Origin of the sequence: Microcoleus sp. A6-C6 (assembly GCF_036705955.1) — a bacterium.
Classification (GTDB): domain Bacteria; phylum Cyanobacteriota; class Cyanobacteriia; order Cyanobacteriales; family Microcoleaceae; genus Microcoleus.
The window spans coordinates 24,374-49,520 of record NZ_JAUBVR010000024.1; the positions used below are offsets into that span (position 1 = coordinate 24,374).

Sequence of the window (25,147 nt, forward strand, 5' to 3'; positions counted from 1 at the left end):
TTCCGGCAAATTCAGCCCAGAAGTGTCAAAATATTAACAACCAGTTCATGCTTAAAATATATGGCTCCCGCCGTTTTAATTGAAAATCTTCAGAAACGCTACGGCACTGTAGAAGCCGTTAAAGATGTTTCCTTCAAGGTAGAACCGGGGGAAATATTTGGTTTGCTCGGCCCCAACGGTGCTGGCAAAACTACCACCCTGCGGGTACTTTGTACATTGAGCGCGCCCGATAGCGGACGGATTGAAGTTTCAGGCATTTCAGCAGTCAGCCAGCCGAGAATGGCCAGACAGAAACTCGGCTATGTCGCCCAAGAAGTCGCTCTCGATAAGGTGTTGACTGGGCGCGAACTCCTGCAATTGCAAGCAGCGCTTTACCATTTGCCGCGCCACACGATTAAAGGGCGGATTGACAAAATGGTGCAACTCCTCGGTTTGGAGGAATGGGAAAATAAAAAGACGGGCACTTATTCCGGCGGGATTCGCAAGCGTCTCGACTTGGCTGCTGGGTTGCTTCACCAGCCGGATGTTTTGGTGTTAGACGAACCGACTGTGGGGCTCGATATTGAAAGTCGGTTGGTGGTGTGGAATTTCCTGCGGCGCTTGCGGGAGGAAGGTACGACGGTTTTGATTACCAGCCATTATCTCGAAGAAGTGGATGCTTTAGCCGATCGCGTGGCGATTATTGACAAGGGTACAGTAATTGCAGAGGGAACGCCGCAGGAGTTGAAAAATCGGGTTGGGGGCGATCGGGTAACTCTGCGAATTCGAGAGTTTTCGCCACTGGAAGAAGCCCAAAAAGCCCAAGCTTTAATGCAATCTCTGCCTTTTGTACAAGAAGTAATTATCAACAGCGCCCAAGGAAATTCTCTCAATTTGGTAGTGGGTGCCCAAAGTGACGCGCTTGTGAGCATTCAGCAAGCATTGAAAGATGCGGGACTTCCTACTTTTGGAATTGCTCAATCTCGGCCTAGTTTGGATGATGTTTATTTGGCTGCTACTGGCAAAACTTTGTTGGATGCGGAGTTGGCGGCTGCTAGCAACCGCGATTTGAAGGCGGAACAAAAACAGGCGATGCGGTCTTAAATTATACCAATTGGTGAGCCGAAAAACCGCCAGGGGTTTTAACCCCTGGCTAATAGCGAAAGTCCTCTAAAGAGGACTGTTAAACTCATCAGTCCTCTTTAGAGGACTTCTGCTATGAGGCGGGGGTTTTAACCCCTGCCGGACTGAACCGCGCGCGGGGATAGAAACCCGGTTTCTTCACAGATTTCTTGTCGCCCAACCAGATTTTCCTGAGAAACCGGGTTGCTTTTTTTACACATCTAAAACTTGTTCTGCTGTCAGCGCCAATTCTGGGAAAGTTCGGGAAACTATTCGCTCATTTCCTCGAAAAGCCGTCATTTGATAAACGCCATTTTCATCAAGCAGGTAAACAAAAACTGTAGGAACTTTGGGATTACCTAAATAATCGCGACTTCCCAAAGCCAAATAATCGACAATCCAGTATTCCGAAATTCCCAGCCGCTGATATTCATCCAGCTTGTCGATATAATCATCTTCCCAATTTGTCGAAACAACTTCTACAACTAATTGCAGCGGTTCAGTTATGGCTGAGTGGGCGAAAGGCTTCGATTCCCAGAGAGTTTTATCTATTACACTAACATCAGGATGACGGCCTTGTTCTCTACCACTTGAGGTTAAAGTCCTCACCATAAATCTGCCAGACACCCTATAGTTGAGGGGGACGCGATCGATTTCTTTGTCAAACTGTTTGACAAGGAAATCGGCAAGATCCTCGTGCAATCTTATCGGTAATATTTTCACAATCTCTCCATTAACAAGTTCATAGCGGCCTTCTTCGTCGGGAAGTTGCTTGACAAATTGCTCAAAAGTGAGGTTCTGCTTAAGTTTGGTAGGAGTTATGGTCATGGTTGATTCTCATTTATCTATATTTTTAAGACTATCCTGCAACTATTTTAACAGATTGTATAGATCGCTCGTTAGCGAAGCCCTCGAAGAGGATCGCACTTTCCACCCTCCAGCCACCATAAAGTACGCGCGAGCGCAGCTATCCCCTAATTTTCTGGAAAATAGCGATCGAGAAAATCCCTCGCTGTAACAATAACAATCCCTTCATATTCCTGCAATACTAACAAATCCAAATCCCCCGTAACGATCGCATCAGCATCAGCAGCAATTGCCGTAGCTAAAATCATATTGTCATTACGATCGCGTAAACTAGGTACATTGATCTCCGAAATTGGATAAACTTGCACTAATGCTCGTGTTCCAATCATCAAACTATCAACAGTAAAACCCAACGATTGTAACTTTGCCTGTAATTTTTGTTTACTCAAAGTGTTTTGTAATTCTGCCAATATCGGTTCAGAAGCACAAATTATGAGTTGAGAATTTCTAGCCAACCTAAATAAACGAGCCGGGATACCTCCCCACAACCAACCTGATACAAAGACATTGGTATCTATGACAACTCTCATGCTTAAATATCCATTTTAGAGCGTTGTTCGCGACGCACTTCCCGGACGAGTTCACAAATCTCCTCTGTCGTTAATTCATTAGGATCTGGGTTTGCTGCTTCTACGCGCCGTTCCCATTCTTCCCAGTCAAAACCTGCTTTCAGCTTGTCAAAAACAATGCTATCTGCTGTAACTGTAACTGTATATTTATCGCCCGATTTCAGTTGACTTTCAATCTCTGCCGGAATTTCCAGCTTACCGTCGGGACTCACAGCAACAGTAATATTAAATTTCCGAATGTATTCTTGCAAGTGTTCAACAACTTTATCTTGCACAGTTGGTGGCAAAGATTCCATGATTTTGACCAAAGTGGCGATCGCACTTGATGACATCAACTTATCCTCCAATTTTGTTAATAGTCGAAAAACTAAATTATTAATATGTAGCGTTGACTAATTTTACCACAAATTTATCCTGTCATCCCAGCTACTCGATGAACACACTACCCCCGCTCTCTCAACTCCCAATAGCCTATAATCAAAGCAGACTACTAAAATCCCATTCATCATATTTCCTGTAAAAATAATCACCACAGTCAAAATCAACAAGTAATTATGAGCGGTACTGTCACATCCCCCAACAAACTCAACCAGCAACGATCGCCCTTAACGGCCGTTACACCCCCCAACAATTCCCTGCTGGCCGACTTTATACAAGAAACACTCGCGTTAACCAAGCGCCTGTTTATTCAACTACAGCGCCGCCCCTCGACACTAGTTGCAGGAATTATTCAGCCCCTGATGTGGTTGGTTTTATTCGGAGCTCTGTTTAAAAATGCACCAGCCGGCTTATTCGGCGAAAGCCAGAATTACGGACAATTTCTCGGCGCAGGCGTGATAGTTTTTACTGCATTTGCAGGCGCGCTGAATGCCGGTTTACCGATTATGTTCGATCGCGAATTCGGATTTCTCAACCGCCTGTTAGTCGCGCCCCTAGCTTCGAGATTTTCCATTGTCCTAGCTTCGGCTATTTTCATCGTCACGCTCAGCTTTATCCAAACAGGCGCAATCGTTACGGCGGGAGCATTTTTGGGATCGGGATTACCTGGACTTGCGGGACTAGGCGCGATCGCCCTGATTGTCCTACTATTAGTTTTGGGAGTCACCGGCTTGAGTCTCGGTTTAGCCTTCGCCCTCCCCGGCCACGTAGAATTAATCGCAGTGATTTTTGTCACCAACTTACCGCTGTTATTCGCGAGTACCGCCCTCGCGCCACTGTCGTTTATGCCACACTGGCTGCAAGTTGTCGTCACTCTCAATCCCCTGAGTTATGCGATCGAACCCATCCGCTATTTGTACCTGCACAGCGATTGGTCGCTAGCTAGCGTCGTCATGAACGCTCCTTGGGGTACAGTTAGTTTTGGAGGAGCGCTGTTAGTCTTGCTAGCCTTTGATTTGGTAGCGCTGCTGAGCATTCAACCACTGCTACGACGACGGTTTGCTTAGATGCAGACGGCGGTTGAAACCGCCAGAAAGTCAAACGATGTCCGCCTCCGGGGTGTAAAGAAAATAACGTAATTTCAAATGCCCGGTTTTCTTCAACCCGCGGAGGCGGGTTTTGTCTGTGTAGACGCGGTTTCAACCGCCCGGTCTTCTTAGCAATTGTTTTTTTGAAAGTTGAACTAATAAATTATGAACACCAAAACTTCTAAATCAAGTAAATTGATGATTCAAATTGCTGCAAGCGCGATCGCCACCTGTGCTCTTTTCACGCCTCAAGCAACCTTCGCTCAAGCCAGCGGTTTAAATAATAATAGCGCCCAACCGCTGCAAGACTTTCAAACTCAAGACAACACCGACCCTTTTTCCGGCCGCAGCAGTGGCAGCGGAATATTTGACTTAATTCACCGATCCCGATTTGGAGGCGGCCGCAGCATGGAAGAATTCAATACTGAACAGCGCCAAAATTTGAACGATGCCGCCGCAGAATTTCGGAACAAACAGCGCGTACTACTGGAAAAACAAGCAGTACCTGCACCGGGGGCGATCGCACCTACAGAAATTACCGCCCCTGTCCCTTAAATTTACAACTGCTGTTTGCTCATTTCTTAGTCCGCGAAGGCGGACTTTGTTTGTCTAGAGGCGATTTCAATCGCTCAATTTTAATCCTTAAATAATTTAACTAACAAATCCCCCAAACACCGCCATACCGTAATACTTCCAAGGAACCGCCACAGTCTCAAATCCCGCATTTGCCAGCATTTCCAACTGTGCCGCAAGTGTCGCTAGGCGATCGGGATTAGAATACCCGTAAGAAACACTCGTCCCCACCTTTGCCCGAATTTCTCCTAAAGTTTCCCCCTGACTTAGCGCCCAATCTTCCCGCGCCGTTTGATAAATATCCTTCATTGCTGCTGATTCCGATAAAACAGGATCGGCATTCCAAAAACAGCCGCCAGCAGTTAAACTTTCGCGAATCCGGTGAAACAATTTCAACTTCATCTCATCCTCAAGATGGTGAATTGCCAGAGATGAAATGCCAGCATTAAACTTATCGCCCAAACCTGAAAAATTTGGATTATTCGCCCATTCTCCAAAATCCAATTCTATGCCAGTCCACCTAGCTGCATATCCTGCCGACTCTATTTTGGCGCGGGCAAAATCCAGCATTCGCGGCGAATAATCCACAGCAACAATTTCCGCAGACGGGTAGCGTTGCAGAACTTTTAAACTCAGTTCCCCCGTACCGCAGCCGAGTTCTAAAATCCGCTGGTTGGTACTAGCAATGCAGGCTGCTAATACATCCAGCATTTCGTCATATTTCGGTAAAAGCCGCCGAATGCCGGTATCAAAATCCGCAGTATTGACGAAAACTTCTCCCGGAAAAATTTCCTTGTTAGTAGGTGAGACAGTAGAGTCAGAATTCACGATCGCCAACCAGAGACTACAATCGCTATCCTAACCCAAATCAAACAAAAAATGCGTGAAGTAAAGACTTAGGCCAAGCCGCGTCCTTACCCGACATCTGTACTTCACTAAACTGAAAACCACTATAAAGTTATGCGTACTTTTACGGACAAGGGAAACACTCGCGGTAAACAATAATTAACCATCCCTTGCACTCTCCAGTCTTGCTTTACCCCAGGCGCCAGCAAAACAGTCTGAAAAAGCAGTGTTATGTTAGTAGTGCATAAAATCAAATCAAGATTCAACCTCACACTTGAGGATACCATGCGCCAGTTGATTTCTAGCAGTCGGGCTGCCATCAGCCAATTAATTTACAAGCGAATTCTCCTTGCAGTGACAATTTTATTTTGTGTAGGTGTAGGAGTAGCGATGGCAAATATGTCTCGTCTTTCCTCCAACCTCATCGAATCGCAAGCCCTCCAAAATGCCACCCTCTACGCCCAAGCAATTAAAGAAGCCCGTACCCTTTACAGTTCCGATGTTATTAGTCCTCTCAACACCGCTAAAGCGATTAACTTTACCCACGACAACAAACCGACCAAAGTAACAGTTCCAGTCCCGGCAACTTTTTTAATAGAACTGGGCAACCATATAACCAACAAAAATCCCGAAGTATCAGTTCGCCTCTACAGCGACTACCCGTTTCCCTGGCGGCGAAAAGAAGGCGGAGCTAGAGACGATTTTGAACGTCAAGCTATTACCTATTTAACCCAAAATTCCAATAAACAATTTTTCAGAACAGAAGAATTTCGCGGCAAGCCAGCATTTCGATATGCCGAGGCAGATATTCTCACTCCTAGCTGCATAAACTGTCACAACACTAGCCCAAACAGTCCTAAAACTGACTGGAAAGTTGGAGATGTTCGGGGGATATTAGAAATTACTCAACCTTTGGAAACCATCACTCAAAAAACTCACAGCGGACTCAAAAATCTTTTTTTACTATTAGCAGGACTTTCAACTTTAGGCATTGCAGGATTAACTTTATCTATCAGCAGGTTGCGCCAAAATGCTAAACAATTAGAACAGCGCGTCAGGGAACGCACGGCACAATTGCAAGAAACTAATGTAGAATTGTTGAAAGAACAGGAAAAGAGCGATCGCCTGCTGCTCAATATTTTACCCGAATCCATTGCTGCTAGGTTAAAAGACGGTCAAAGCAGTATTGCTGACGGCTTCGCAGAGGTCACGATTCTGTTTGCGGATATCGTGGGCTTTACCGTGCTATCAGCACAAATATCTCCAGAAGAATTGCTCGTTTTTCTCAACGAAATTTTTTCATCCTTCGATGCTCTAACTGAAAGGTACGGATTAGAAAAAATCAAAACAATTGGAGATGCTTACATGGTAGTCGGAGGCTTGCCAAATCCCAGTACCAACCACGCCGAAAGCATTGCAGAAATGGCCTTAGATATGCAGGAGGAACTAGCAAAATTTAATGTCAAACATCATGCAGGAATTAACATTCGCATCGGCATCAATACCGGGCCTGCCATTGCGGGAGTTATTGGCACCAAAAAATTCATTTACGACCTCTGGGGCGATGCCGTTAATACAGCAGCCCGCATGGAATCCCACGGAATTCCCGGCGCGATTCAAGTCACACAATCAACTTACAATATCTTGCGAAATAAGTATCTGTTTGAAGACAGAGGAATTATCCACGTCAAAGGCAAGGGTGATATGAATACTTATTTGCTTGCAGGCAGGTTAGTCAGCGCAGTTTTGGTTTAATTTGTTTATTATATGATTAAGAAGACTGGGCGGTTGAAACCGCTTCTACACAGACAAAACCCGGATGGTGCGCGGGTTGAAGATGGGGCGGTTAAAATTACGCTATCTTCTTTCTTCAATCCGCGGAGGCGGACTTCGTTTGTGTAGACGCGGTTTCAACCGCCGTTTTATCTTCGTTGACTGGGTTTATTTTTCCGATGTCCTAAATTAGCCATTTGTGCAATAGTAAATTCTATGTCAGCGCGCCTTCTATCCTTCTTGGATTTTTTTAAATCTCGCTTGTCCAGACAAATAGCTTTGTGGGTATTTGCTAGCATTCTTGTCATAGAGGGAATTATTTTAGTCCCCTCTTATTTTAGGCGCGAAAATGAACTTTTAACTCAACTGGAACAGCTATCTCGGCCGACAGTTGATTCCCTCGAATTTTTGCTCGCCCAAGATGTTTCCGATCGCACTTTCTTGCAAGAAGAAGTAAAAAACATTACTAAGGATTCTCAAGTAGTGTTGGGAGTATCTATTTACCAAGCTAACGGTCAGCTAATATATACACTGGGCGAACCGCCAGAAATCAGTTTAGAGCAACTAAAAATTGCTCGTATAGTTCACAAGCAAAATTTCGATCGCAATCGCTACGATGTTGCTTGGACTGAGCGACATTTGGGAGGAGATTACATCTTAATTGTTCGTCACGATGCGTCCACCGTTCAACCAGAACTTTACGCATTTATCGGGCGAATTGCTGTTTTAGTCATCATTATATCAGCTTTTGTAACTTCTGTGACGATGCTTTTTTTAGGGGTGACAGTAATTGCACCAATTTTGAGATTGCGCGATGACTTAATTGCTGCGGGAGACGCTTTGAGCAAAGATCGAGAAAAACCTGATTTCTACTCTCTATCTGTCAAGCGCGATGACGAGTTGGGAGAAGTCATGGTTGCTTTTAATCAAATGTTTCACCGAGTCTACCAGGAAATCGCACAGCGAAAACAAGCTGAGGAAATATTACGCGCCGAACAAGAAAAGTCGGAACGTTTATTATTAAATATCTTACCGGAAATGATTGCCGATCGCCTAAAACAAGGACAGATCAATATTGCCGACGGATTTGCCGAGGTTACGGTGCTGTTTGCTGACATTGTGGGCTTTACCGAAATATCCTCCCGCACGTCTCCTGCAGAATTAGTCGAATTGCTGAACAAAATATTTTCAGCTTTCGACTGTTTAAGCGAGAAATACGGCTTAGAAAAAATTAAGACCATCGGTGACAATTATATGGTAGCAGGCGGTTTACCGCTTCCCTGTAAAAATCATGCAGAATCTATTGCCGAAATGGCGATCGAAATGCAGCAAGAAATTCTAAAATTTAGCGATGAATTCGGCGAACCTCTCAACATTCGCATTGGCATTAATACTGGGCCTGTTGTAGCAGGTGTAATCGGCACTAAAAAGTTTATTTACGATTTGTGGGGAGATGCGGTGAATACAGCAAGTCGCATGGAATCCCAGGGACTTCCTGGTAAAATTCAAGTTAGCAGCTCAACTTATAAGTTGCTGTGCGATAAGTATTTGTTTGAAAAACGCGGTAAGATTAATGTCAAAGGTAAAGGAGCAATGATCACTTATTTCTTAGTTGGTCAAAAATTGTAACTGGTAACAAGTATAATTTGATATTTTGTAAGGTGTGCACGGCTACTTCTACTCGTTCCCAGGCTCTGCCTGGTAACGCAGATCCGGAGGCTCTGCCTCCTTTTTTGCGAGGCAGAGCCTCGCTTACATAGGTTCCCAGGCAGAGCTTGGGAACCAGTTAACCAGTTATATTACAATGCAATTTGATATTAGTTACAGGCGCAAAAATGACAATAAATTCAGAACATAACTCTTCTAATTCACCAATTTGGCAGCCCTTCACGCAAATGAAAACTGCTCCTGCGCCGCTGAAGGTAATTCGCGGCAAAGGAGTGCTGTTGGAATTAGAAGACGGGCGGCAAATTCTCGACTGTATTTCTAGTTGGTGGGTGACGATTCATGGGCACAGTCATCCGGTTCTGGCTGAGGCTCTTTACGAACAAGCAAAAAAGTTAGAACACGTTATCTTTGCGGGATTTACGCACGAACCCGCCCAGAAAATTGCAGATAAATTAATAAGTCATACGCCTAATTCTTTGACGCGAATTTTCTTTTCTGATAATGGTTCGACTGCTGTTGAAGTTGCTCTGAAAATGGCATTTCAATATTGGCTAAATCTCGGAGAAACTAACCGCACTAGCTTTATTAGTTTTGAGGGAGGTTATCACGGCGATACTGTGGGCGCGATGTCTGCTGGCAGAAGTTCGCTGTGGTGGGAACCTTTTGCACCTTTAATGTTTCCTGGGGATGTTGTGCCTTTTCCTGCGACTTTTGACGGCGATGAGGAGGTGGAAAGCAAGGAGGCGGAGAGTTTGGAGAAACTGGAGTCTTTGTTGAAGCATGGAAAGGGCTATGCGGGAATTTTTATTGAGCCTTTGGTGCAAGGTTCTGCTGGAATGCGAATGTGCCGCCCTGAGTTTTTGCGGGCGATCGCACAAATGGCCCGCCAATATAATGTATTGTTGATTTACGATGAAGTGATGACGGGTTTTGGGCGCACGGGCGAACTGTTTGCTTCGCTTAAATCTGGAACTGCGCCGGATATTCTGTGTTTATCTAAGGGATTGTCTGGTGGCTGCTTGCCACTTTCTGTCACAATGGCATCGGAGGATATTTATCAAGCTTTCTGGCGAGATGAATCGGACAAAGCTTTTTATCACGGTCATTCTTACACCGGAAATCCTTTAGCTTGTGCGGTGAGTGTAGCATCCCTGGAGCTTTTGGAGCAAAACCCAAATATGTATGAAGGGATGGAAAAACTGCACCACAAATACCTGAATCAATGGCTGAGAGATCATCCTAAACTCGAACGGATTCGGACTTGCGGCACCATCGCAGCAATGGATGTGAAAACCGAAAGCAGTTCCGGTTATTTTAATGAGATCGGCCCTGTATTGAAAGCCAGATTTCTCGAAGCGGGGTTTTTGCTCCGTCCCTTGGGAAACACGCTTTATGTTATGCCTCCCTACTGCATTTCTCCTGATGAATTAGAATCGATTTATCGGGTAATTCGTCAGGTTCTGGATACTCTGTAAACCCTTAATTTTTAGTAATGAATTTACCCAATTGGAACGATTTGGCTGAGGTTGCGCTGGCGGGCAAATGTCTTTCTCGCGAGCAATCTTTAGCCGTATTGCGCGCGCCGGATGAGGTTTTGCTGGAACAACTAAACGCAGCTTATCGGGTGCGCCGCCATTACTGGGGAAACCGCGTCAGATTGCACTATTTGCTAAACGCTCAAAGTGGCCTTTGTCCTGAAGATTGCCATTATTGTTCTCAGTCCAAAATCTCGACTGCGGAAATTGAAAAATATCCGCTTTTAGCTAAGGAAAAAATTCTGGAAGCGGCCGGGCGCGCGGCAGATTTAAAAGCTGGTACGTTTTGTTTAGTAATTTCTGGCCGCCAACCCAACGCATCTACTTTCGATCGCGTTTTGGATGCTGTAGAAACCGTCAAGGCAAATTATAACCTGAAAATCTGCGCTTGTTTGGGGTTGTTGAGCGAGGAGCAAACTCACCGTTTGGCGAAAGCTGGAGTCGATCGCGTAAATCACAATCTCAACACCTCCGAATCATACCACACGGAGATTTGCACAACTCACACTTTTGGCGATCGCGTCGAAACCGTCGAACACGTCAAAGCAGCGGGAATCACCACTTGTTCCGGCGGCATTTTGGGGATGGGCGAATCGGATGATGATGCGATCGATTTAGCGCTGTCGTTGCGGAATTTGGGCGTTACCAGCGTACCGATCAACTTTTTCATTCCAATCCCCGGAACGCCATTTGCAGACGTTAATCGCTTAAATCCCCGCCAATGTTTGCGGATTCTCTGCTTGTTCCGATTTTTGCTTCCCAGCCAAGAAATTCGGATTGCTGGGGGACGCGAAGTGCATTTGCGTTCTTTACAACCCCTCGGACTCTACGCAGCTAATTCTATCTTTGTGGGCGATTATCTGACTACTCCCGGACAAAGCGCAAATCAAGATTGGGATATGATTCGAGATGCAGGATTTGCGATCGAATCTCCCGATGGTTCAATAGACCTCTTGCAAAAGTCAAAAACTCACCCCCCTCAGTCCCCCCCTTGCTAAGGGGGGAAGCAAGAAAAATTAGGCTCCCTCCCCTTACTAAGGGGAGGGTTGGGGAGGGGTCTCAGCATTTTTGCAAGAGGTCTAATGTTAGAAGTTGATTCAAAAGATAAGACGGCGGTTTCAACCGCGTCTACACAAACGATGTCCGCCTCCGCGGACTCAAGAAAATAACATAATTTTCACCGCCAATTCTTCAACCCGCGGAGGCGGGTTTTGTCTGTGTAGACGCGAATTCTATTCGCCCGGTCTTCTTGAATTAACCAATATCAAATAATACAATAGGAGAAATTGTGGACAAACGCGAAGAAATTACGATCGCAGAATACCAAGCAACCGCCGAATCTTTCCGAGAAGGAACATGGCACCACGACGTATCCCAAAATCGCGACGCACTCACCGCTGCCATGCCCCGCAATCCCGGTAAAATCCTCGATATAGGATGCGGGCCAGGACGAGACTTAGTAGCGTTTAAAAGCCAAGGACATACAGTTGTAGGATTAGATGCAACTCCGGCTTTTGTAGAAATAGCCAAGAAATTATCCGGCTGCGAAGTTTTGCAGCAATCTTTTCTGAATCTCGACTTACCAAAAGCCGAATTTGACGGTATTTTCGCCAATGCTTCCATGATTCACATTCCCAGCGACAAAATGGTGAAAGTGCTGCAAGATTTGCACAAAACTTTAGTTATTGGCGGTGCAATTGTCATGTCAATGTGCCGGGGAAATTGGGAAGGCTACGACGAACGGCCGACAGGAAAACGCTATACAGCAGGATGGGAATACGAAACTTTAGCACCTTGTTTAGAACAAGCAGGATTTGAAATTGTCAATCACTACTATCGCCCTCCCGGCTTGCCGCGCGAAGCTCAATCTTGGGTAGTAATCGTCGGCAAAAAAATCTAACGTAAATAGGAAATTGCCAATCTTTCCCATCTCTTCCTCCGCGTCCTCTGCGCCCTCTGCGGTAAAAAAAAACTAATTCAAAAAATCACAGAAGATTGTTGTATACTATTCCCAAGTCAAAAAAACCAACTTCTGCACAAACTAAAACAAAATTAATATGACAGATAAATCCCACATCTTTTTAGCAGGTGCTAGTCGAGGCGTCGGCCTAGAAATCGCCAAATGTCTCGTAGCACAAAATATGCAAGTAACAGCACTTTTGCGATCGCCCGCAACGCGCACCGAATTAGAAGCAATGGGCATCAAAGTCTTGACTGGCGACGCTTTGGACGCTGCGGCTGTGGAAGTGGCAATGGCTGGCGGCGAACCAATTCATGCCGTAATCAGCACCGTTGGCGGCTTACCCAAAGATGGAGAAAGAGCCGATTATTTGGGCAACAAAAACTTGATTGATGCTGCCGTCAAAGCAGGCGTGCAAAAGTTTATTTTGGTTTCATCTATCGGTAGCGGTAACACGGCCGCTGCTTTGCCGCCGCAAGCTTTAGAAACTTTGCGCCCGGTGTTAATTGAAAAGGAAAAAGCGGAAAATCATTTGATAGCAAGCGGGATGATTTATACTGTGATTCGTCCGGGCGGATTGAAGTCGGAACCTGCGACGGATAACGGTGTTTTAACGGAAGATTGTCGGGTGGCGGGAACTATTCACCGGGCGGATGTGGCGCAGTTAGTTTGTCAGTGTTTAGTTTCTGATGCTGCTAACAATAAGGTTTTGTCGGCGGTAGATAAGCAAATGGTTTACGGCAATTTAGAATATGAGGTATTAGGTTTGAAATAAAAAGAATACCGGGCGGTTGAAACCGCGCCGACACAGACAAAACCCGGATGGTGCGCGGGTTGAAGAATCAACGGTTTAAATTAGCTTCTTTTCTTCAGTCCGCGGAGGCGGACATTGTTTGTGTAGACGCGGTTTCAACCGCCGTTTGATCTGAGTTAAGAATCAAAAGGTTTAATCTACGATCGCCCGAATGGTTGAATCAACGATCGCCCGTTAGCGAAGCCGTCGAACCCGATCGCCCAATCCAACACCAAACGCGCGATCGCAAACAATAGTACGCTCTCGACCGCACCAACCGCAAACGGCAATAACTCCTGCAAACCCGGTATTTTCCCCGCCTCAAAAGAAAGTCCCGCATCCAACTGTCCAAAAGCCCGCACCAGCCCAAAAGCCAACACCACACCAGATTTAAGGTGCGGGTTAGTATCGCACCGGATAGCGTAGCGGTAGGTAACGCCGAATAAGAAACCGCCCACAAGTGCCATCACTCCTCTGAAGGCAAAATTTAGGTCAACGGTCATTACCTGCAAGCTCGCCAGAGAATCCCACCAACGGGCTAGGATTAAGCTGTTAACCAGGGCGATCGCCCCAAAACCACAAAAACAAGACAAAGCAGCAACAGTCCCTGCTTTCAAAGATTCTACCCGTTCAGCGAAACTAAAATTTGACGAATCCTTCACAGCACCTTCATTCCAAAAATGGCTCAAATTAAATTATCATAAGGGTTGGAGTCACTTTGTACAGTTCGTTCAGTAAATAGCTATGGATATTTTGTCACTCGGTTGGGTTTCGGTGCTAGTTCTGTTCTCCTTCTCAATTTCAATGGTGATTTGGGGCCGCAACGGTTTCTAGATCCCAAATAAGATGTACGGTTGAAACCGCCGAGTCTTCAACCCGCGTCGGCGGGTTTTGTTTGTGTAGACGCGGTTTCAACCGCCGAGTCTTTTAAATCCTATTTAACCAAAACTCAATAACAGGAGTTACAAATATGACAGCAAAAAAAATATTAATGCTAGTCGGCGACTTTGTAGAAGACTACGAAGTAATGGTACCATTCCAAGCACTACAAATGGTAGGTCACACCGTCCACGCAGTCTGCCCCGACAAAGCCGCAGGCCAAACAATTCGCACCGCAATTCACGACTTTGAAGGCGACCAAACCTATAGCGAAAAACCCGGTCACAACTTTACTTTAAACGCAACTTTTGACGACATTAACGCCGCCGATTACGACGCTTTAATTATCCCCGGAGGAAGAGCCCCAGAATACCTCCGCCTCAACCAAAAAGTGCTGCAAATTACCCGCTACTTTGCTAATAACAAAAAGCCGATCGCATCTATTTGTCACGGCTTGCAAGTCCTCACCGCCGCCGGCGTGCTCGAAGGCAAACGCTGCACCGCATACCCAGCTTGCAGCCCCGACATCCTCCGCGCTGGCGGCAAATATACCGAAGTTCCCGTTACCGAAGCCGTAGTCGATGGCAACTTAGTCACAGCCCCCGCGTGGCCGGCTCATCCTAACTGGTTAGCTGAATTTTTGAAGGTTTTGGGAACAAAAATCGAACATTCAGAAACAGTCGCCGTTTCTTGAATAATCAGACTTACTTTATTCAACCCAGTTTCTACGCAATTGGTAAATAGGTAATAGGTAATAGGTAATAGGTAATAGGTAATAGGTAATTCTTCCCTCTTCCTTCTTCCTTCTTCCTTCTTCCTTCTTCCTTCTAAGTATGACGATTTTTACAGTCAAAGTTAAGCCGAATTCCAAACAGCAAAGCATCGAAGAGCAACCAGACGGCAGCCTCAAAGTACATCTCAAATCGCCACCAGTCGATGGAAAAGCTAATCAAGAATTAATCGTGTTGTTGGCGAAAAAGTTTAAAGTGCCGAAATCTGCGATCGCCATTAAATCGGGTTTGTCGTCCAAAAATAAACTTGTCGAAATTGCGATCGAACCTGCAACTCAGAAATAAAGTTAACAGCAAATCTATCTAAAGACGGATTCAAACTCAACTAGAAAATCCTATCTTAGTAGTTGTAGAGTTAAAATAAAAAATAATGAGCATTGAAAATAGAGTCGAAGCAACAGCTAAGAATATTGAAGGCAAAATCCAAGAAGCTGTGAGCGAAGTTACAGGCAATCTGAAAGATAAAGTAGAAGGTCAAGCCAAGCAGGACGAAGCCTCAGCAATTCACATGAAAGAAGACCTCAAAGATAAAGCAAAAGAGATTGTAGACAAAGCTTAGTCAGAGTATTTGCTAAAAGTTTCCTGCCTACTGAATCCAGCAAACATATCGTTTGCTGGCTTTTTTTTTGCTCGCCCAAACTTGTAGGATGCGTCATACCAAATCTGGCTTTAATACCTCTTAATTCTTCAGTCCACGGAGGTGGACTTCGTTTGTATAGTCGTGGTTTCAACCGCCGAGTCTCTTAATTCTTCAGTCCACGGAGGTGGACTTCGTTTGTATAGTCGCGGTTTCAACCGCCGAGTCCCTTCAACAAAAAAGCCAGGGATTCAGATCCCTAGCTTGAAACATCGCACAATTAGTTTTTAGAGTTGGTGCGGGCGATGGTTTTTTCTAAAACCACTCCCACCCGCTGCCACCTAAATTAAATCAGGATAATATCTGATCTACCGAAGTTTGGTCTGTTGTTTAGGATTGCGAGTGTAATGGGTGATTTAGACCCACTAGCACCGTCAGGGTCATATCCTAGTCGTCCGTCTTCAGCTTGGTAAAAGAAGAACGGTGCTGTCTGCGGAAGTTGTGCCTGAGGAATGTTCGTCGTATTAACACCACCAGCGTAAGTCCCGTTGTCAAACACCACGAACGATTGGCCAGGAAGTTGGCTTGGCCCATTCACTGCACCGAAGCCGAAGGCAATACTATTCAAGACTATCTTGTCTTGGCCTTGTTGTTTAAAGTCACCGATTTGGTCTGGACTGGTGCTGAATCCGACGGGGGTGACGCCGCCGGTGAGGGTGTCGAAGCCGCCTTCCTGGGAGTTGCTGTAGTAGAAGCTGTCATCGCCGTTGCCACCAATCAGCGTGTCAGAACCGGGCCCGCCGCCGAGAGAGTCGTTGCCGTCTCCTCCGATCAGATAGTCGTTCCCAAAGCCGCCCAGCATTGTGTCGTTTCCGCCACCGGCATCTAAGGTATCGTCCCCATCAACTCCTGGGGTAATAAGAATTGTGGGGCCGCCGAACAGTATGTCGTCGCCAGCACCGGTAGTGATGACATCAGTGCCGTTGCCGCCAATGATGAAGTTGCTGCCTAAGTTATCAGTAATGATGTTTGTCGATGTGACACCGGCAAAGTTGACAGTGCTAGCGTAGGAGATGATGTCGTTACCACCAAATGAGCCAATCAATTTATCGCGTCTGCTACCAAACACGATCGTATCATTCCCTTCACCACCGTTCATGAAGTTGGTGACGGTGCCGGTGGTAGTAAGATTAGTGCTGATGTTGCCAAGTAACAGATCATCACCCAGACCGCCGTCGAGAGTAACTAGCGCAGTAGTAGTACCGACATTAAAAGTAGTGGCATTGATCGTATCGTTGCCATCTCCACCGAAGGCTTGATTAAAGATACCGCTCAAGGTGTCATTGCCTGCGCCGCCGATCATTGTATCACTCGCAAAAGCTGCAACGATCGTGTCGTTGCCATCGCCGCCGTCGAGCAAGTTGCGACCCGCGAAGCCTGGAAATGAACTCAGCGCACCTACGCTGGAAAGTGTAGACACCGTAGACGACTTGATGAAGTCGTCGCCTGCGCCTCCCTGCGCCGTGTCCTGCGTAGCATAAACCGTGATCGTGTCGTTCCCAGCACCGCCGTCCAGGAAGTTTTTGCCGGTGCCAAAGTCGCCGATACCGCCGACGAGAGAATCGTTGCCCTCACCGCCGAGCAAGGTGGTTTTCTCAATGCCAATGGTGATGACGCTCGAAGAAAACGGACTCGACTGGGTACTGTTCTCAATGACTAATGTATCGTTGTCAAGATCGCCGGAAAGATAGCTGTTGCTGGCTACACCATACAGTGTGTCGTTGCCTTTACCGCCGAACAGAGTATCTTTCTGATTGATACCTACAACATAGTCGTCGCCCAAGTCTCCGCGCAAGAAGTTGCTGCCTTGATTGCCACCGGCACTGCCGATGCGAATATCGAGGTTGTTGCCGCCACCTGCGATGAAGAAGCCGAGGGAGTCATTGTCCTTGCCACCGTAGAGGGTGTCTCTTCCCAGGGCGCCTCCCAGCATCGTATCTGAGCCCTGATTACCAAACATCAGGTTGCCATCGACTGTGCCTTGGAGCAAGTCATCTCCCGCACCGCCCAACAGCGTCGAATTCCGGGCTTGAGCGATTATGGTGTCATTGCCTGCGTCGCCCTGCATGAAAACTCGCTCGCGCTGGCCTACTAATGAATCTTCGTCGTTGCCGCCGTATAGGGTATCGTTGGGGCCGACGGAAATTAGAGTATCGTTATCGCCTTCGCCAAATATTAAGCTGCCGCCGAGGGCAGAAGTTGTAATAAAATCCGCCCCCGCTCCGGCAAAGATTGTATCCGGGCCCAGTCCCGGAGTGTTTAAATTAGCTTGATCAGAATTGTCAGTTAACGTTGTCATACAGCTTCACTCCTCTACTTCTTGTTGATCATCGCTGGTGCGACTACAGACACTGCCTAGAACACCGAATGTTTGGATGCCGCTGTAGTTTAACCTGTTTGCCAGCCGCAAGTCTAGCCTACTGGTGTTAACCCTGTCTAGACTTTCTCCCTCACGGACTTTTTGCTTGTAAGCTTTTATTTTCAATGTCTTCACCCTTTAATAATCCTTGTGCAATGTCTCAGGTGCTCACGCTCAAGAAGACGCGGCTCATATTCTGAATGTTCCATTCTGGGTTGGCGATCAGGGATCGCCTCCGGGGAAGGAAATTCAAGATTAACAAGGGTCGATCGGGGAGTTTGGGAAGACAATGAAAATTGGGAGATTGGTTACTTGGTTGCAAGGCTTTGTGCTAATTTCCGGTTTCCCAGGCAGGGTCGTTTTTAAATCAATACGGTTCCGTTAAGACTTATCTCCCCTAGCCCCCCTTAAAAAGGGGGGGACAAGAGTCTTCTCAAAGTCCCACTTCAGAAGGGGGATGCGAGGGGGATCTCTGGAAACAAACACTGTGAACTGAACCGTATTGGTCTTTAAATAATTCTGGCTCGGATTGAACTCCGCGCCATGCAGGGGTCTAAAAGTCTACACCCCGCTTTAGTTCTACGCCCCGATCGCCATAGTGTTTGTGACAGTATACCTCTGAGTGTACGCTTGCCAAGTCAAAGTAAGCATGGGGTTTGTGGCAGCGCCCGGTGATAATGATTTCTGTATCGCGGGGCTTGCGTAGCAAGGCTTCGACGATCGGCTCTACCGACAGCAGTTCTAAGTCTACTGTGGGATTGAGTTCATCGAGAATGATCGTTTTATACCAGCCGCTGGCGATCGCCATTTTAGCGATTTCCCAGCCGCGTTCTGCCTCGATACAATCTAACTCTTGCTGTTGTCCCCGCCAAACTATAGCATCTCGGCCGCACCGCTGGTGGTCTACTAACTGCGGGTAACTTTGTCGCAATGCTGCGATCGCCGCATCTTCTGTATAACCAGTCCCACCTTTGAGCCATTGTACAATTAACACACGGTGAGATGTGTCTTGGCTGATACCTCTACCGATCGCCTGCAAAGCTTTCCCCAAGGCACTGGTAGACTTACCTTTGCCTGCTCCGGTGTATATTTCGATACCGGAAATATTATGCTCTGCCGCTGCGGGGTGATAGTGCGGCTTCATTTCTGAGTGTAAGTCGGCAATTTCTAGCAAAGCTTCGGGGGCTGCTCGGCCTGTGGCGATTACTTCTAAATATTCTGGTTTGTTTTTGAGGGTTTGGACTACTTCGTCCACTGGCAGCAAACCTAAGTCCAATACGGGGTTTAGTTCGTCTAGAACCACGACGGAATAGAGTTCACTGGCGATCGCTCCTTTGGCGATATCCCAGCCTCGCTGAGCTTCGGCGCGATCGAAGCGGGTGATTGCTTCGGCCCCAAAATATTCGGCTCTGCCGGTGCGTACTTGGTCGATCAAGTGCGGAAATGCCCGTTGCAGCGCTTCTATTGCCCCGTCTTCGTCGTAGGAGCGGCCGGGGCCTTTGAGAAAGCGCAGCAACAAAACTCGCGTGGGAGAGTCAGAATTGATACCCAGCCCGATCGAGCGCAACACTACTCCCAAAGCTGCCTGAGACTTGCCTTTACCAGCGCCGTCGTAGACGTGAATCTGACCCGCGGCGCGTTCTGAGCGGGATGAGGCTGTCCGAATACCAATGCCATTCCTTACCATAATCCGCAGTTATTTGAGTCTGTCTCGGGGTGGGTATTCGATCGCTTGAATGTTTAATATTTCCATTCTGTTGGCCGATCTCAAAAGATTATAGGATATAACCTCAACCACCTGATGTTCATTCGGGCGATCGAAAGCAATTAGCGGCTCAGACCTGCGGCTCTTGATTATTCCCCCTGTGATGTACAATTAAAATTTAACACGGGCTGATATACCTGAATCCTTATGATTGCGAGTGTTTTCCCATTTCGGACTGTTTTGGTGCAAATTTTAATTATGTTTTTGGCGATCGCGATCGAATCGTGGTTTCTACAAAAACTACTGAAACTCGGCCCCAAAACCAGCGTTGAATATACTGCCATCCTCAATCTCGGTTGCACTTGCGTAGGTTGGTTAGTTTTCTTCGGCATTGAAAGCGTTCTTTCCAAAGATTTGCGAGAACAGCTAATCGGTTATATTTTATTAGGCGGAGGGCAGAATGTTTACAATACCATAACTATGATAGCCGTCTCGATATTAGCAGTAACTTTTCTCGTTAAATGGCAAGGATTAGAAATCATAGGAAACGTGGTTTCCGGCAATAAAAAAGCTTCCAAACCTCAGTTTATAGGGCCGCCCACCCTCAGCCGCCGTCCTCCCAAAAAGACTTTTCAAGTAACTACTCAGTTTGGGGCAGTTTTAATCGCCCACACTGTTAGCAATTTCGTTATTTTAACCGTGTTGTTTTTGCAAAGCGTCAATAATAGAAATCTATGATGAAGCAATTTTTGGATGTGACTCAGCAACTAACTAAGCTGACGAACAACCTTTGGGAAACCAATAAAAAAGTCCAAAAGGCAATGATTCCGCCTAAAGTTGTCCACTGGAAGACGCCTTTACTGCTCAGCATCTTTTTAGGTGTGCTGACGGTGGCGGCAGTTACTGACTTGGCGACGAGAACTCTGATGTTTGATATGAGCTGGTTATTTTTTATACTTTCAATGGGTTTGCTGACCAGCCAGCAACCTTTTGTAATTAACAAAGTAAGTCTGAGTCCGTGGGTGACAAGCTTCTTAATTGGCTTGTGGTTGCTGATCAGGTTGCCGTCGGACAAAAAGGAAATAGCCTGGATATGCGGCCCAATTATAGCAGTAGTAGTTCTTGCTATCATCAGGGTTTGGAAGAGCGATTCAAAACGGGAAAGTATCAGGGAGTTGATGCGCCCTCAGTTTTTGATGATTACTCTAATTCATGTGACGTTTTCCTGTTGGTTTGCATTTCACTTTTTAATTCAAAGTTGGATACAACAGTATCCGAGCGTTTTATCGCAGGATTTGAGGAAAAGCGATTATGTGGTGACATTTCAACAGCCAACTATTAATCGCTCCCGAGGAGTTGTCATCCTCAATGCAATGGAGCGATACCTGCAAAATGAAGCCCGCACCAAACCGTGGCCGCAGGTTGAACAAATGTTAATAGATATTGACAACGAGCGATTTTTTCTGAAGAATCAAGCGTTAGGAACAATTGGGATAGTCCCAGAAGATGCTAGCTGGGATGTCAAAACTTCGATCGTTCAAGGACAGTCGCGCTATCAGTTAGAGATGCAAGCAACTTGGATGGGGCTAGTTTTTAGACCGGAAATATATTCGTTTACAAAGTCTTGCGAGGTGTTCGATACAGCCAATCGGGCGACTGTAACCTGCGACGCGATCAAACGCTCTAAACCCGGATTGAAAAAAGATGGAACTACGGGAGATAGTCAAGTTTGAGGCTGTCTTTGGCGGTTAGGAGAGCGGGAGAGTGGGAGAGCTTTTACACGGGAGTGCGAGCGTCCCGCTCGCTATTGTATATTCGGCAAGCGAGCGGGGACGATCGCACTCCTGAAAAACGCTTTTTACTCTCCGCAAAGATGCTTCCGAAAGCCGAAGAGCGGGGAAAATCTTCCCTCTTCCCTCTTCCTTCTTCCTTCTTCCTTCTTCCTTCTTCCCTCTTCCTTCTTCCTTCTTCCTTCTTCCTTCTTCCTTCTTCCTTCTTCCTTAAACTAAAATATAGCTAAAGTTGACTGTGGGTTAATAAATAGATGAATTTGAGAAGAATCTTGACAGTCGCGACTAATGTATATTGGGAAGTAATTCGCGATCGCATCCTTTACTTAATTATTATTTTTGCTCTGTTGATGGGAGCCTCGGTGCGCTTGATACCGGAATTGGCAGCGACAACCGAAAAGAAAATTATCTTAGATATCGGTTTGGCTGCGATCGGTATTCTCGGTCTAATTGCCACAGTCTTTGTGGCTACCGGACTGGTCAACAAAGAAATTGAAAAGCGGACTGTTTACCTGTTAGTTGCCAAACCGATAAGTCGGGCTGAGTTAATTGTGGGCAAGCACTTAGGGCTGTCGGCGGTGCTGGCGGTACTGGTAGCAGCAATGACTGTTATCTATCTGGCTATTCTGAGTTTGAGCCGGATTCCTTACCCTTTGGGCAGCATTTTAATTGCTTCACTATTCATCTGGTTTGAGCTGTGTCTCATGGCCGCTGTCGGGATTTTATTTGGGGTTTTTAGCAGTTCGCTGCTGGCAAGTTTACTGACATTTGGCGTTTATTTTATGGGACACTCGACGCGAGATTTAGTGTCTTTGGGCAAGTTAACTAAAAATCCTGGCATTGAACAATTGATGATGGGACTTTATCTGGTTTTGCCGGATTTAGCCCGGTTTAATTTGAGAAATGATGCTGTTTACGGACAAGTTCCTTACTTGGCGGGTTTGATTACAGATGCTGGCTACGGTTTGCTGTATGTGGTGTTGCTGCTGTCAATTGCGATCGCCATATTTTCCCGCCGAGAATTTTAAAACGCGCGTATTGTTCGATCGTTCGGACTTTAGTCCTTTCTCGGATAAGGACTAAAGTCCGAACGATCGAACCTTTTTTATTATGGAATTAGCGAGCTAAGATATAGACAAGGTTATCGATCGGCAATCTCGACTGTTTGTAGTGTTACAAAAAAATGAAATTATGATATTGGAAAAACTAGAACAATTAAAAGATATTTTCGCGCAGATGGAACGGGCGCTGATTGCCTACTCTGGCGGAATTGATAGCACTTTGGTGGCAAAAATTGCTTTTGACGTGTTGGGCGATCGCGCTTTGGCTGTAACGGCTGTTTCTCCGTCTCTACTGCCAGAAGATTTAGAAGATGCGCGGATTCAAGCCGCAGAAATTGGCATCGCCCACCAGGAAGTAGAAACTCAGGAAATGGCAAATCCTAATTATACTTCTAACCCGGTTAATCGCTGCTATTTCTGCAAAAGCGAACTGCACGATACTTTGAAACCGCTAGCACTGGCAAAGGGTTATCCTTATGTGGTAGATGGGGTTAATGGTGATGATTTAAAGGATTACCGTCCGGGGATTCAGGCTGCTAAGGAACGGGGCGCGCGATCGCCTTTAGCAGAAGTTGGTATGACTAAATTTGAAGTTCGACAGTTGGCAAAAGAATTGGATTTGCCTTGGTGGGATAAACCGGCTCAACCTTGTTTGAGTTCGCGTTTTCCTTATGGTGAAGAAATCACTGTTGCTAAGTTGCAAAGAGTGGGGCGCGCTGAACGGTATTTGCGGCAGTTGGGACTGAAAAATCTGCGCGTGCGATCGGATGGAGACACCGCGCGCATTGAGTTACCAGCCCAGGAGATTCAGCAGTTTGTATTAAATGCTGATTTGCCTGGATTAGTAGCGGTGTTTCAGGAGTTTGGTTTTGTGTACGCGACTTTGGATTTGGAGGGGTTTCGCAGTGGCAAATTAAATCAGGTTTTACAACCTGAATTGTTGGGGGCGAAGGGTTGATTAATTATCTTGAAAAAATGTCACTACAACCGTGTGTTCGTCCCGATCGCATTTAACTTGAAAACGGCGCTGAGGATAAAGCGATTTTAGGCGACTTTCCCACATCTGAGCTAATGCTTGTCCCAAATACAATAAATTGTCGATACTCGTATTTTCCGCACCGGGGAGAATGTCATCAACGTGCTGGTGGTTCATCACCTGCTCAATTGCAGCGACATCATTCCCCAGTTCGATTTTCCACTGTTCGTATATTTGACTGTTAAAGGCTTCGGACAAAAAGATACCGCCTTCATGTTCGACAAAATCTGGCCAGAATAGTTTTGTGAAAGCTATGGCAATTTCAATATTAGCAGATCCAAAAAGATAATCCCAGAGTGAAAAATCATCGCCGTTGGCTTTTTTCCATTGCTGGAAATCGATTAGTTTATCTGCATTCAAGGATATTTGTTTGATGAACATAATTTCTAGGGTATTTCATCTAATCTAGCTGGCCTAACTGTTTTCTCAGCTTGCACGTAAATGTCTCCTGCTGAGTTTTGGTTGTGTTTGTATTCAACGGCGTGAGGTGTCGGCACATTTGCATGAGCCCTTCCTGTCAAGTCTACTCGCTTAATTGCCCGTCCACTGTCATCGTAGACGATATAGCTGGTAATGTTCTTGCCATCCATGCGGTAGAGTAAGTTTTGGACACTTGCTCCATCTAGAGGAAATCTGCCACTTACCTGGGTTCCGACGGCTATAAGGGTGCTAGCGGGGATACCAACTGTCCAATCCACTGGTTTAGACATATATTAGTCCTAAATTATTTTACCACCTCAGTTTGATATATGTAGGGGTACTTGGATTGTGACAGATCGCAATTTCTGGAAATTTGCATAAATCCTGACTGCTCGTTAAAGAAATAGCATAAACTCAAGTAGCAGCAAAAGTAGCAGCAATTTGTATGAAAGTTAAATTTAAATTAATCTCCGCCGTTTTGGCTTTATTGTTGTCGGCGTACATCCCGTTTCGGGGGTTGGCTAACCCGCAACCTTCGGGGGACACTGTTAGTTCTGCACTGTGGTGGCAAGCTTCGGTTTACAATCAGGTGCAGCAAATTAAAGAACAGAAATATGAAGGTTGCGTGTGGGGCGATTCTATTTCTTCGGCCCTGGGCGATTCTTTGGGAGAAAAAAACTTTAATTTTGCGATCGGCGGAATGAGTTCTGTTTCGCTGCTAGAACAGCTTAAACTTGTAGTACCCCAGGGGTTTACCTGCCAAACATCGATTTTGGCGATCGGCACAAATGATGCTATGTACGGGATTAGCGACGAGCAATTTGTCAGCAATTTGAAAGAGGCGATCGCAATTATGCGATCGCTAGGAACAAAAAAAATTATTCTGATTCCTGCTTTTTACTCAACTCTTGCCGCCAGCTACAATCCTAAATCAGCAGGAACAATTGCCAGAGTTGACGAAATCAATGTTCTCATCGATCAAGTAGCCACCGCCGAAAATCTGACCGTTGAATCTAGCGGTATACAAGCATTGTTTAAGGAAAAAGCCCTGAATGGAGATTTAACAAAAGACGGCGTTCACCTCAATGCCAAAGGTTTAGATATATACAGGAAAGTTTTGTTAAATATTTTAAATTCTTCCTCTGTAACGCGCACATCTTTCTGATAAATAATATCAAATCCGGTGGCATCGGAATGAATATTACCCACAGTCAGGACACGGCAATGCCGTGTCCTCATAGCGGTTCTCAAAAAAGTGAGGTATGCCCTATGCCCTATGCCCATGCCGGAAGCGTACCTGATCTTTCTGAGAAAGGCT

27 protein-coding genes and 1 pseudogene are annotated in these 25,147 nt (G+C 46.0%); 18 read left to right on the forward strand and 10 right to left on the reverse strand.

Going from position 1 to position 25,147, the window contains the following annotated elements; translation table 11 throughout:
• Positions 1–60 precede the first annotated feature (60 nt).
• Entirely contained in the window at positions 61–1,083 is a 1,023-nt protein-coding gene (locus QUB52_RS12200; RefSeq protein WP_332972977.1) for an ABC transporter ATP-binding protein, read from the forward strand.
• A gap of 231 nt (positions 1,084–1,314) precedes the next feature.
• Here QUB52_RS12200 and QUB52_RS12205 read toward each other — a convergent pair whose 3' ends face one another.
• The 3 genes from QUB52_RS12205 to QUB52_RS12215 form a co-directional block, all read right to left on the reverse strand.
• Positions 1,315–1,929 (reverse strand): Uma2 family endonuclease, encoded by a 615-nt coding sequence (locus QUB52_RS12205; RefSeq protein WP_265236949.1) that lies wholly within the window; start codon positions 1,927–1,929, stop codon positions 1,315–1,317.
• Between the two features lie 146 nt (positions 1,930–2,075).
• Complete coding sequence (locus QUB52_RS12210) at positions 2,076–2,498, reverse strand: putative toxin-antitoxin system toxin component, PIN family (RefSeq protein WP_332972966.1); 423 nt, start codon at positions 2,496–2,498, stop codon at positions 2,076–2,078.
• Between the two features lie 2 nt (positions 2,499–2,500).
• The gene (locus QUB52_RS12215) at positions 2,501–2,869 is read right to left on the reverse strand and encodes a hypothetical protein (RefSeq protein ID WP_332972965.1); all 369 of its coding nucleotides are present in this window, start codon (positions 2,867–2,869) and stop codon (positions 2,501–2,503) included.
• A gap of 222 nt (positions 2,870–3,091) precedes the next feature.
• Here QUB52_RS12215 and QUB52_RS12220 point away from each other — a divergent pair, with 222 nt between their 5' ends.
• Together QUB52_RS12220 and QUB52_RS12225 are read left to right on the forward strand one after the other, a co-directional pair.
• Positions 3,092–3,982: an ABC transporter permease gene (locus QUB52_RS12220; protein WP_332972963.1), complete on the forward strand. Its 891-nt coding sequence runs from the start codon at positions 3,092–3,094 to the stop codon at positions 3,980–3,982.
• A gap of 186 nt (positions 3,983–4,168) precedes the next feature.
• Positions 4,169–4,558, forward strand: coding sequence for a hypothetical protein (locus tag QUB52_RS12225; protein WP_332972962.1), 390 nt, complete (start codon positions 4,169–4,171; stop codon positions 4,556–4,558).
• A 96-nt stretch (positions 4,559–4,654) separates the two neighbouring features.
• On the opposite strand, the gene QUB52_RS12230 is transcribed toward QUB52_RS12225, so the two are convergent.
• The gene (locus tag QUB52_RS12230; RefSeq protein WP_265234552.1) at positions 4,655–5,404 is read right to left on the reverse strand and encodes a methyltransferase domain-containing protein; all 750 of its coding nucleotides are present in this window, start codon (positions 5,402–5,404) and stop codon (positions 4,655–4,657) included.
• A gap of 453 nt (positions 5,405–5,857) precedes the next feature.
• On the opposite strand from QUB52_RS12230, the pseudogene QUB52_RS12235 reads away from it, so the two are divergent.
• The 6 genes and pseudogenes from QUB52_RS12235 to QUB52_RS12260 all read left to right on the forward strand — a co-directional run.
• A pseudogene (locus tag QUB52_RS12235) lies at positions 5,858–7,177 on the forward strand (adenylate/guanylate cyclase domain-containing protein); the annotation flags it as partial.
• Between the two features lie 234 nt (positions 7,178–7,411).
• Positions 7,412–8,824, forward strand: coding sequence for an adenylate/guanylate cyclase domain-containing protein (locus QUB52_RS12240; protein WP_332972961.1), 1,413 nt, complete (start codon positions 7,412–7,414; stop codon positions 8,822–8,824).
• Positions 8,825–9,030: 206 nt separating this feature from the next.
• Positions 9,031–10,338 (forward strand): adenosylmethionine--8-amino-7-oxononanoate transaminase, encoded by a 1,308-nt coding sequence (gene bioA / locus QUB52_RS12245; RefSeq protein WP_332972960.1) that lies wholly within the window; start codon positions 9,031–9,033, stop codon positions 10,336–10,338.
• 17 nt (positions 10,339–10,355) lie between these two features.
• Entirely contained in the window at positions 10,356–11,396 is a 1,041-nt protein-coding gene (bioB, locus tag QUB52_RS12250) for a biotin synthase BioB (RefSeq protein WP_332972959.1), read from the forward strand.
• Positions 11,397–11,686: 290 nt separating this feature from the next.
• Positions 11,687–12,298, forward strand: a complete 612-nt coding sequence (locus QUB52_RS12255) for a class I SAM-dependent methyltransferase (RefSeq protein WP_332972958.1) — start codon at positions 11,687–11,689, stop codon at positions 12,296–12,298.
• Positions 12,299–12,455: 157 nt separating this feature from the next.
• Complete coding sequence (locus tag QUB52_RS12260; RefSeq protein ID WP_332972957.1) at positions 12,456–13,133, forward strand: SDR family oxidoreductase; 678 nt, start codon at positions 12,456–12,458, stop codon at positions 13,131–13,133.
• Positions 13,134–13,309: 176 nt separating this feature from the next.
• On the opposite strand, the gene QUB52_RS12265 is transcribed toward QUB52_RS12260, so the two are convergent.
• Entirely contained in the window at positions 13,310–13,840 is a 531-nt protein-coding gene (locus QUB52_RS12265) for a hypothetical protein (RefSeq protein WP_332972956.1), read from the reverse strand.
• A 55-nt stretch (positions 13,841–13,895) separates the two neighbouring features.
• On the opposite strand from QUB52_RS12265, the gene petN reads away from it, so the two are divergent.
• Positions 13,896–13,985, forward strand: a complete 90-nt coding sequence (gene petN, locus QUB52_RS12270) for a cytochrome b6-f complex subunit PetN (RefSeq protein ID WP_071883976.1) — start codon at positions 13,896–13,898, stop codon at positions 13,983–13,985.
• Between the two features lie 136 nt (positions 13,986–14,121).
• Positions 14,122–14,724, forward strand: a complete 603-nt coding sequence (locus QUB52_RS12275; RefSeq protein ID WP_332972955.1) for a DJ-1/PfpI family protein — start codon at positions 14,122–14,124, stop codon at positions 14,722–14,724.
• Positions 14,725–14,739: 15 nt separating this feature from the next.
• On the opposite strand, the gene QUB52_RS12280 is transcribed toward QUB52_RS12275, so the two are convergent.
• A complete protein-coding gene (locus QUB52_RS12280) occupies positions 14,740–14,883 on the reverse strand; it encodes a hypothetical protein (protein ID WP_332972954.1) in 144 nt (47 codons plus the stop codon).
• Between QUB52_RS12280 and QUB52_RS12285 the strand changes: the two genes are divergently transcribed.
• Both QUB52_RS12285 and QUB52_RS12290 read left to right on the forward strand, forming a co-directional pair.
• On the forward strand, positions 14,864–15,106 hold the full coding sequence (locus tag QUB52_RS12285; RefSeq protein ID WP_265234543.1) for a DUF167 domain-containing protein: 243 nt from the start codon (positions 14,864–14,866) through the stop codon (positions 15,104–15,106). The genes QUB52_RS12280 and QUB52_RS12285 overlap by 20 nt on opposite strands.
• An 85-nt stretch (positions 15,107–15,191) precedes the next feature.
• Complete coding sequence (locus QUB52_RS12290) at positions 15,192–15,380, forward strand: CsbD family protein (RefSeq protein WP_265234542.1); 189 nt, start codon at positions 15,192–15,194, stop codon at positions 15,378–15,380.
• 364 nt (positions 15,381–15,744) lie between these two features.
• Here QUB52_RS12290 and QUB52_RS12295 read toward each other — a convergent pair whose 3' ends face one another.
• Positions 15,745–17,757, reverse strand: coding sequence for a calcium-binding protein (locus QUB52_RS12295; RefSeq protein WP_332972953.1), 2,013 nt, complete (start codon positions 17,755–17,757; stop codon positions 15,745–15,747).
• Positions 17,758–18,370: 613 nt separating this feature from the next.
• On the reverse strand, positions 18,371–19,504 hold the full coding sequence (locus tag QUB52_RS12300; protein ID WP_265234540.1) for a cob(I)yrinic acid a,c-diamide adenosyltransferase: 1,134 nt from the start codon (positions 19,502–19,504) through the stop codon (positions 18,371–18,373).
• A 225-nt stretch (positions 19,505–19,729) separates the two neighbouring features.
• On the opposite strand from QUB52_RS12300, the gene fraC reads away from it, so the two are divergent.
• The 4 genes from fraC to larE all read left to right on the forward strand — a co-directional run bounded on the left by fraC (position 19,730) and on the right by larE (position 23,331).
• A complete protein-coding gene (fraC, locus tag QUB52_RS12305) occupies positions 19,730–20,260 on the forward strand; it encodes a filament integrity protein FraC (protein ID WP_265234539.1) in 531 nt (176 codons plus the stop codon).
• Positions 20,257–21,255 carry a DUF5357 domain-containing protein gene (locus tag QUB52_RS12310; protein WP_265234538.1) on the forward strand — a complete coding sequence of 333 codons (999 nt, stop codon included), beginning with the start codon at positions 20,257–20,259 and terminating at the stop codon, positions 21,253–21,255. Before fraC ends, QUB52_RS12310 begins: the two co-directional genes overlap by 4 nt.
• A gap of 311 nt (positions 21,256–21,566) precedes the next feature.
• Positions 21,567–22,340 carry an ABC transporter permease gene (locus tag QUB52_RS12315; protein WP_332972952.1) on the forward strand — a complete coding sequence of 258 codons (774 nt, stop codon included), beginning with the start codon at positions 21,567–21,569 and terminating at the stop codon, positions 22,338–22,340.
• Between the two features lie 163 nt (positions 22,341–22,503).
• Complete coding sequence (gene larE, locus QUB52_RS12320; protein WP_265234536.1) at positions 22,504–23,331, forward strand: ATP-dependent sacrificial sulfur transferase LarE; 828 nt, start codon at positions 22,504–22,506, stop codon at positions 23,329–23,331.
• Here larE and QUB52_RS12325 read toward each other — a convergent pair whose 3' ends face one another.
• Complete coding sequence (locus QUB52_RS12325; RefSeq protein WP_265234535.1) at positions 23,332–23,790, reverse strand: hypothetical protein; 459 nt, start codon at positions 23,788–23,790, stop codon at positions 23,332–23,334.
• 5 nt (positions 23,791–23,795) lie between these two features.
• Positions 23,796–24,119, reverse strand: a complete 324-nt coding sequence (locus QUB52_RS12330; protein WP_332966971.1) for a polymorphic toxin type 24 domain-containing protein — start codon at positions 24,117–24,119, stop codon at positions 23,796–23,798.
• A 155-nt stretch (positions 24,120–24,274) separates the two neighbouring features.
• Between QUB52_RS12330 and QUB52_RS12335 the strand changes: the two genes are divergently transcribed.
• Complete coding sequence (locus QUB52_RS12335; protein WP_332972951.1) at positions 24,275–24,994, forward strand: SGNH/GDSL hydrolase family protein; 720 nt, start codon at positions 24,275–24,277, stop codon at positions 24,992–24,994.
• Positions 24,995–25,147 lie beyond the last annotated feature (153 nt).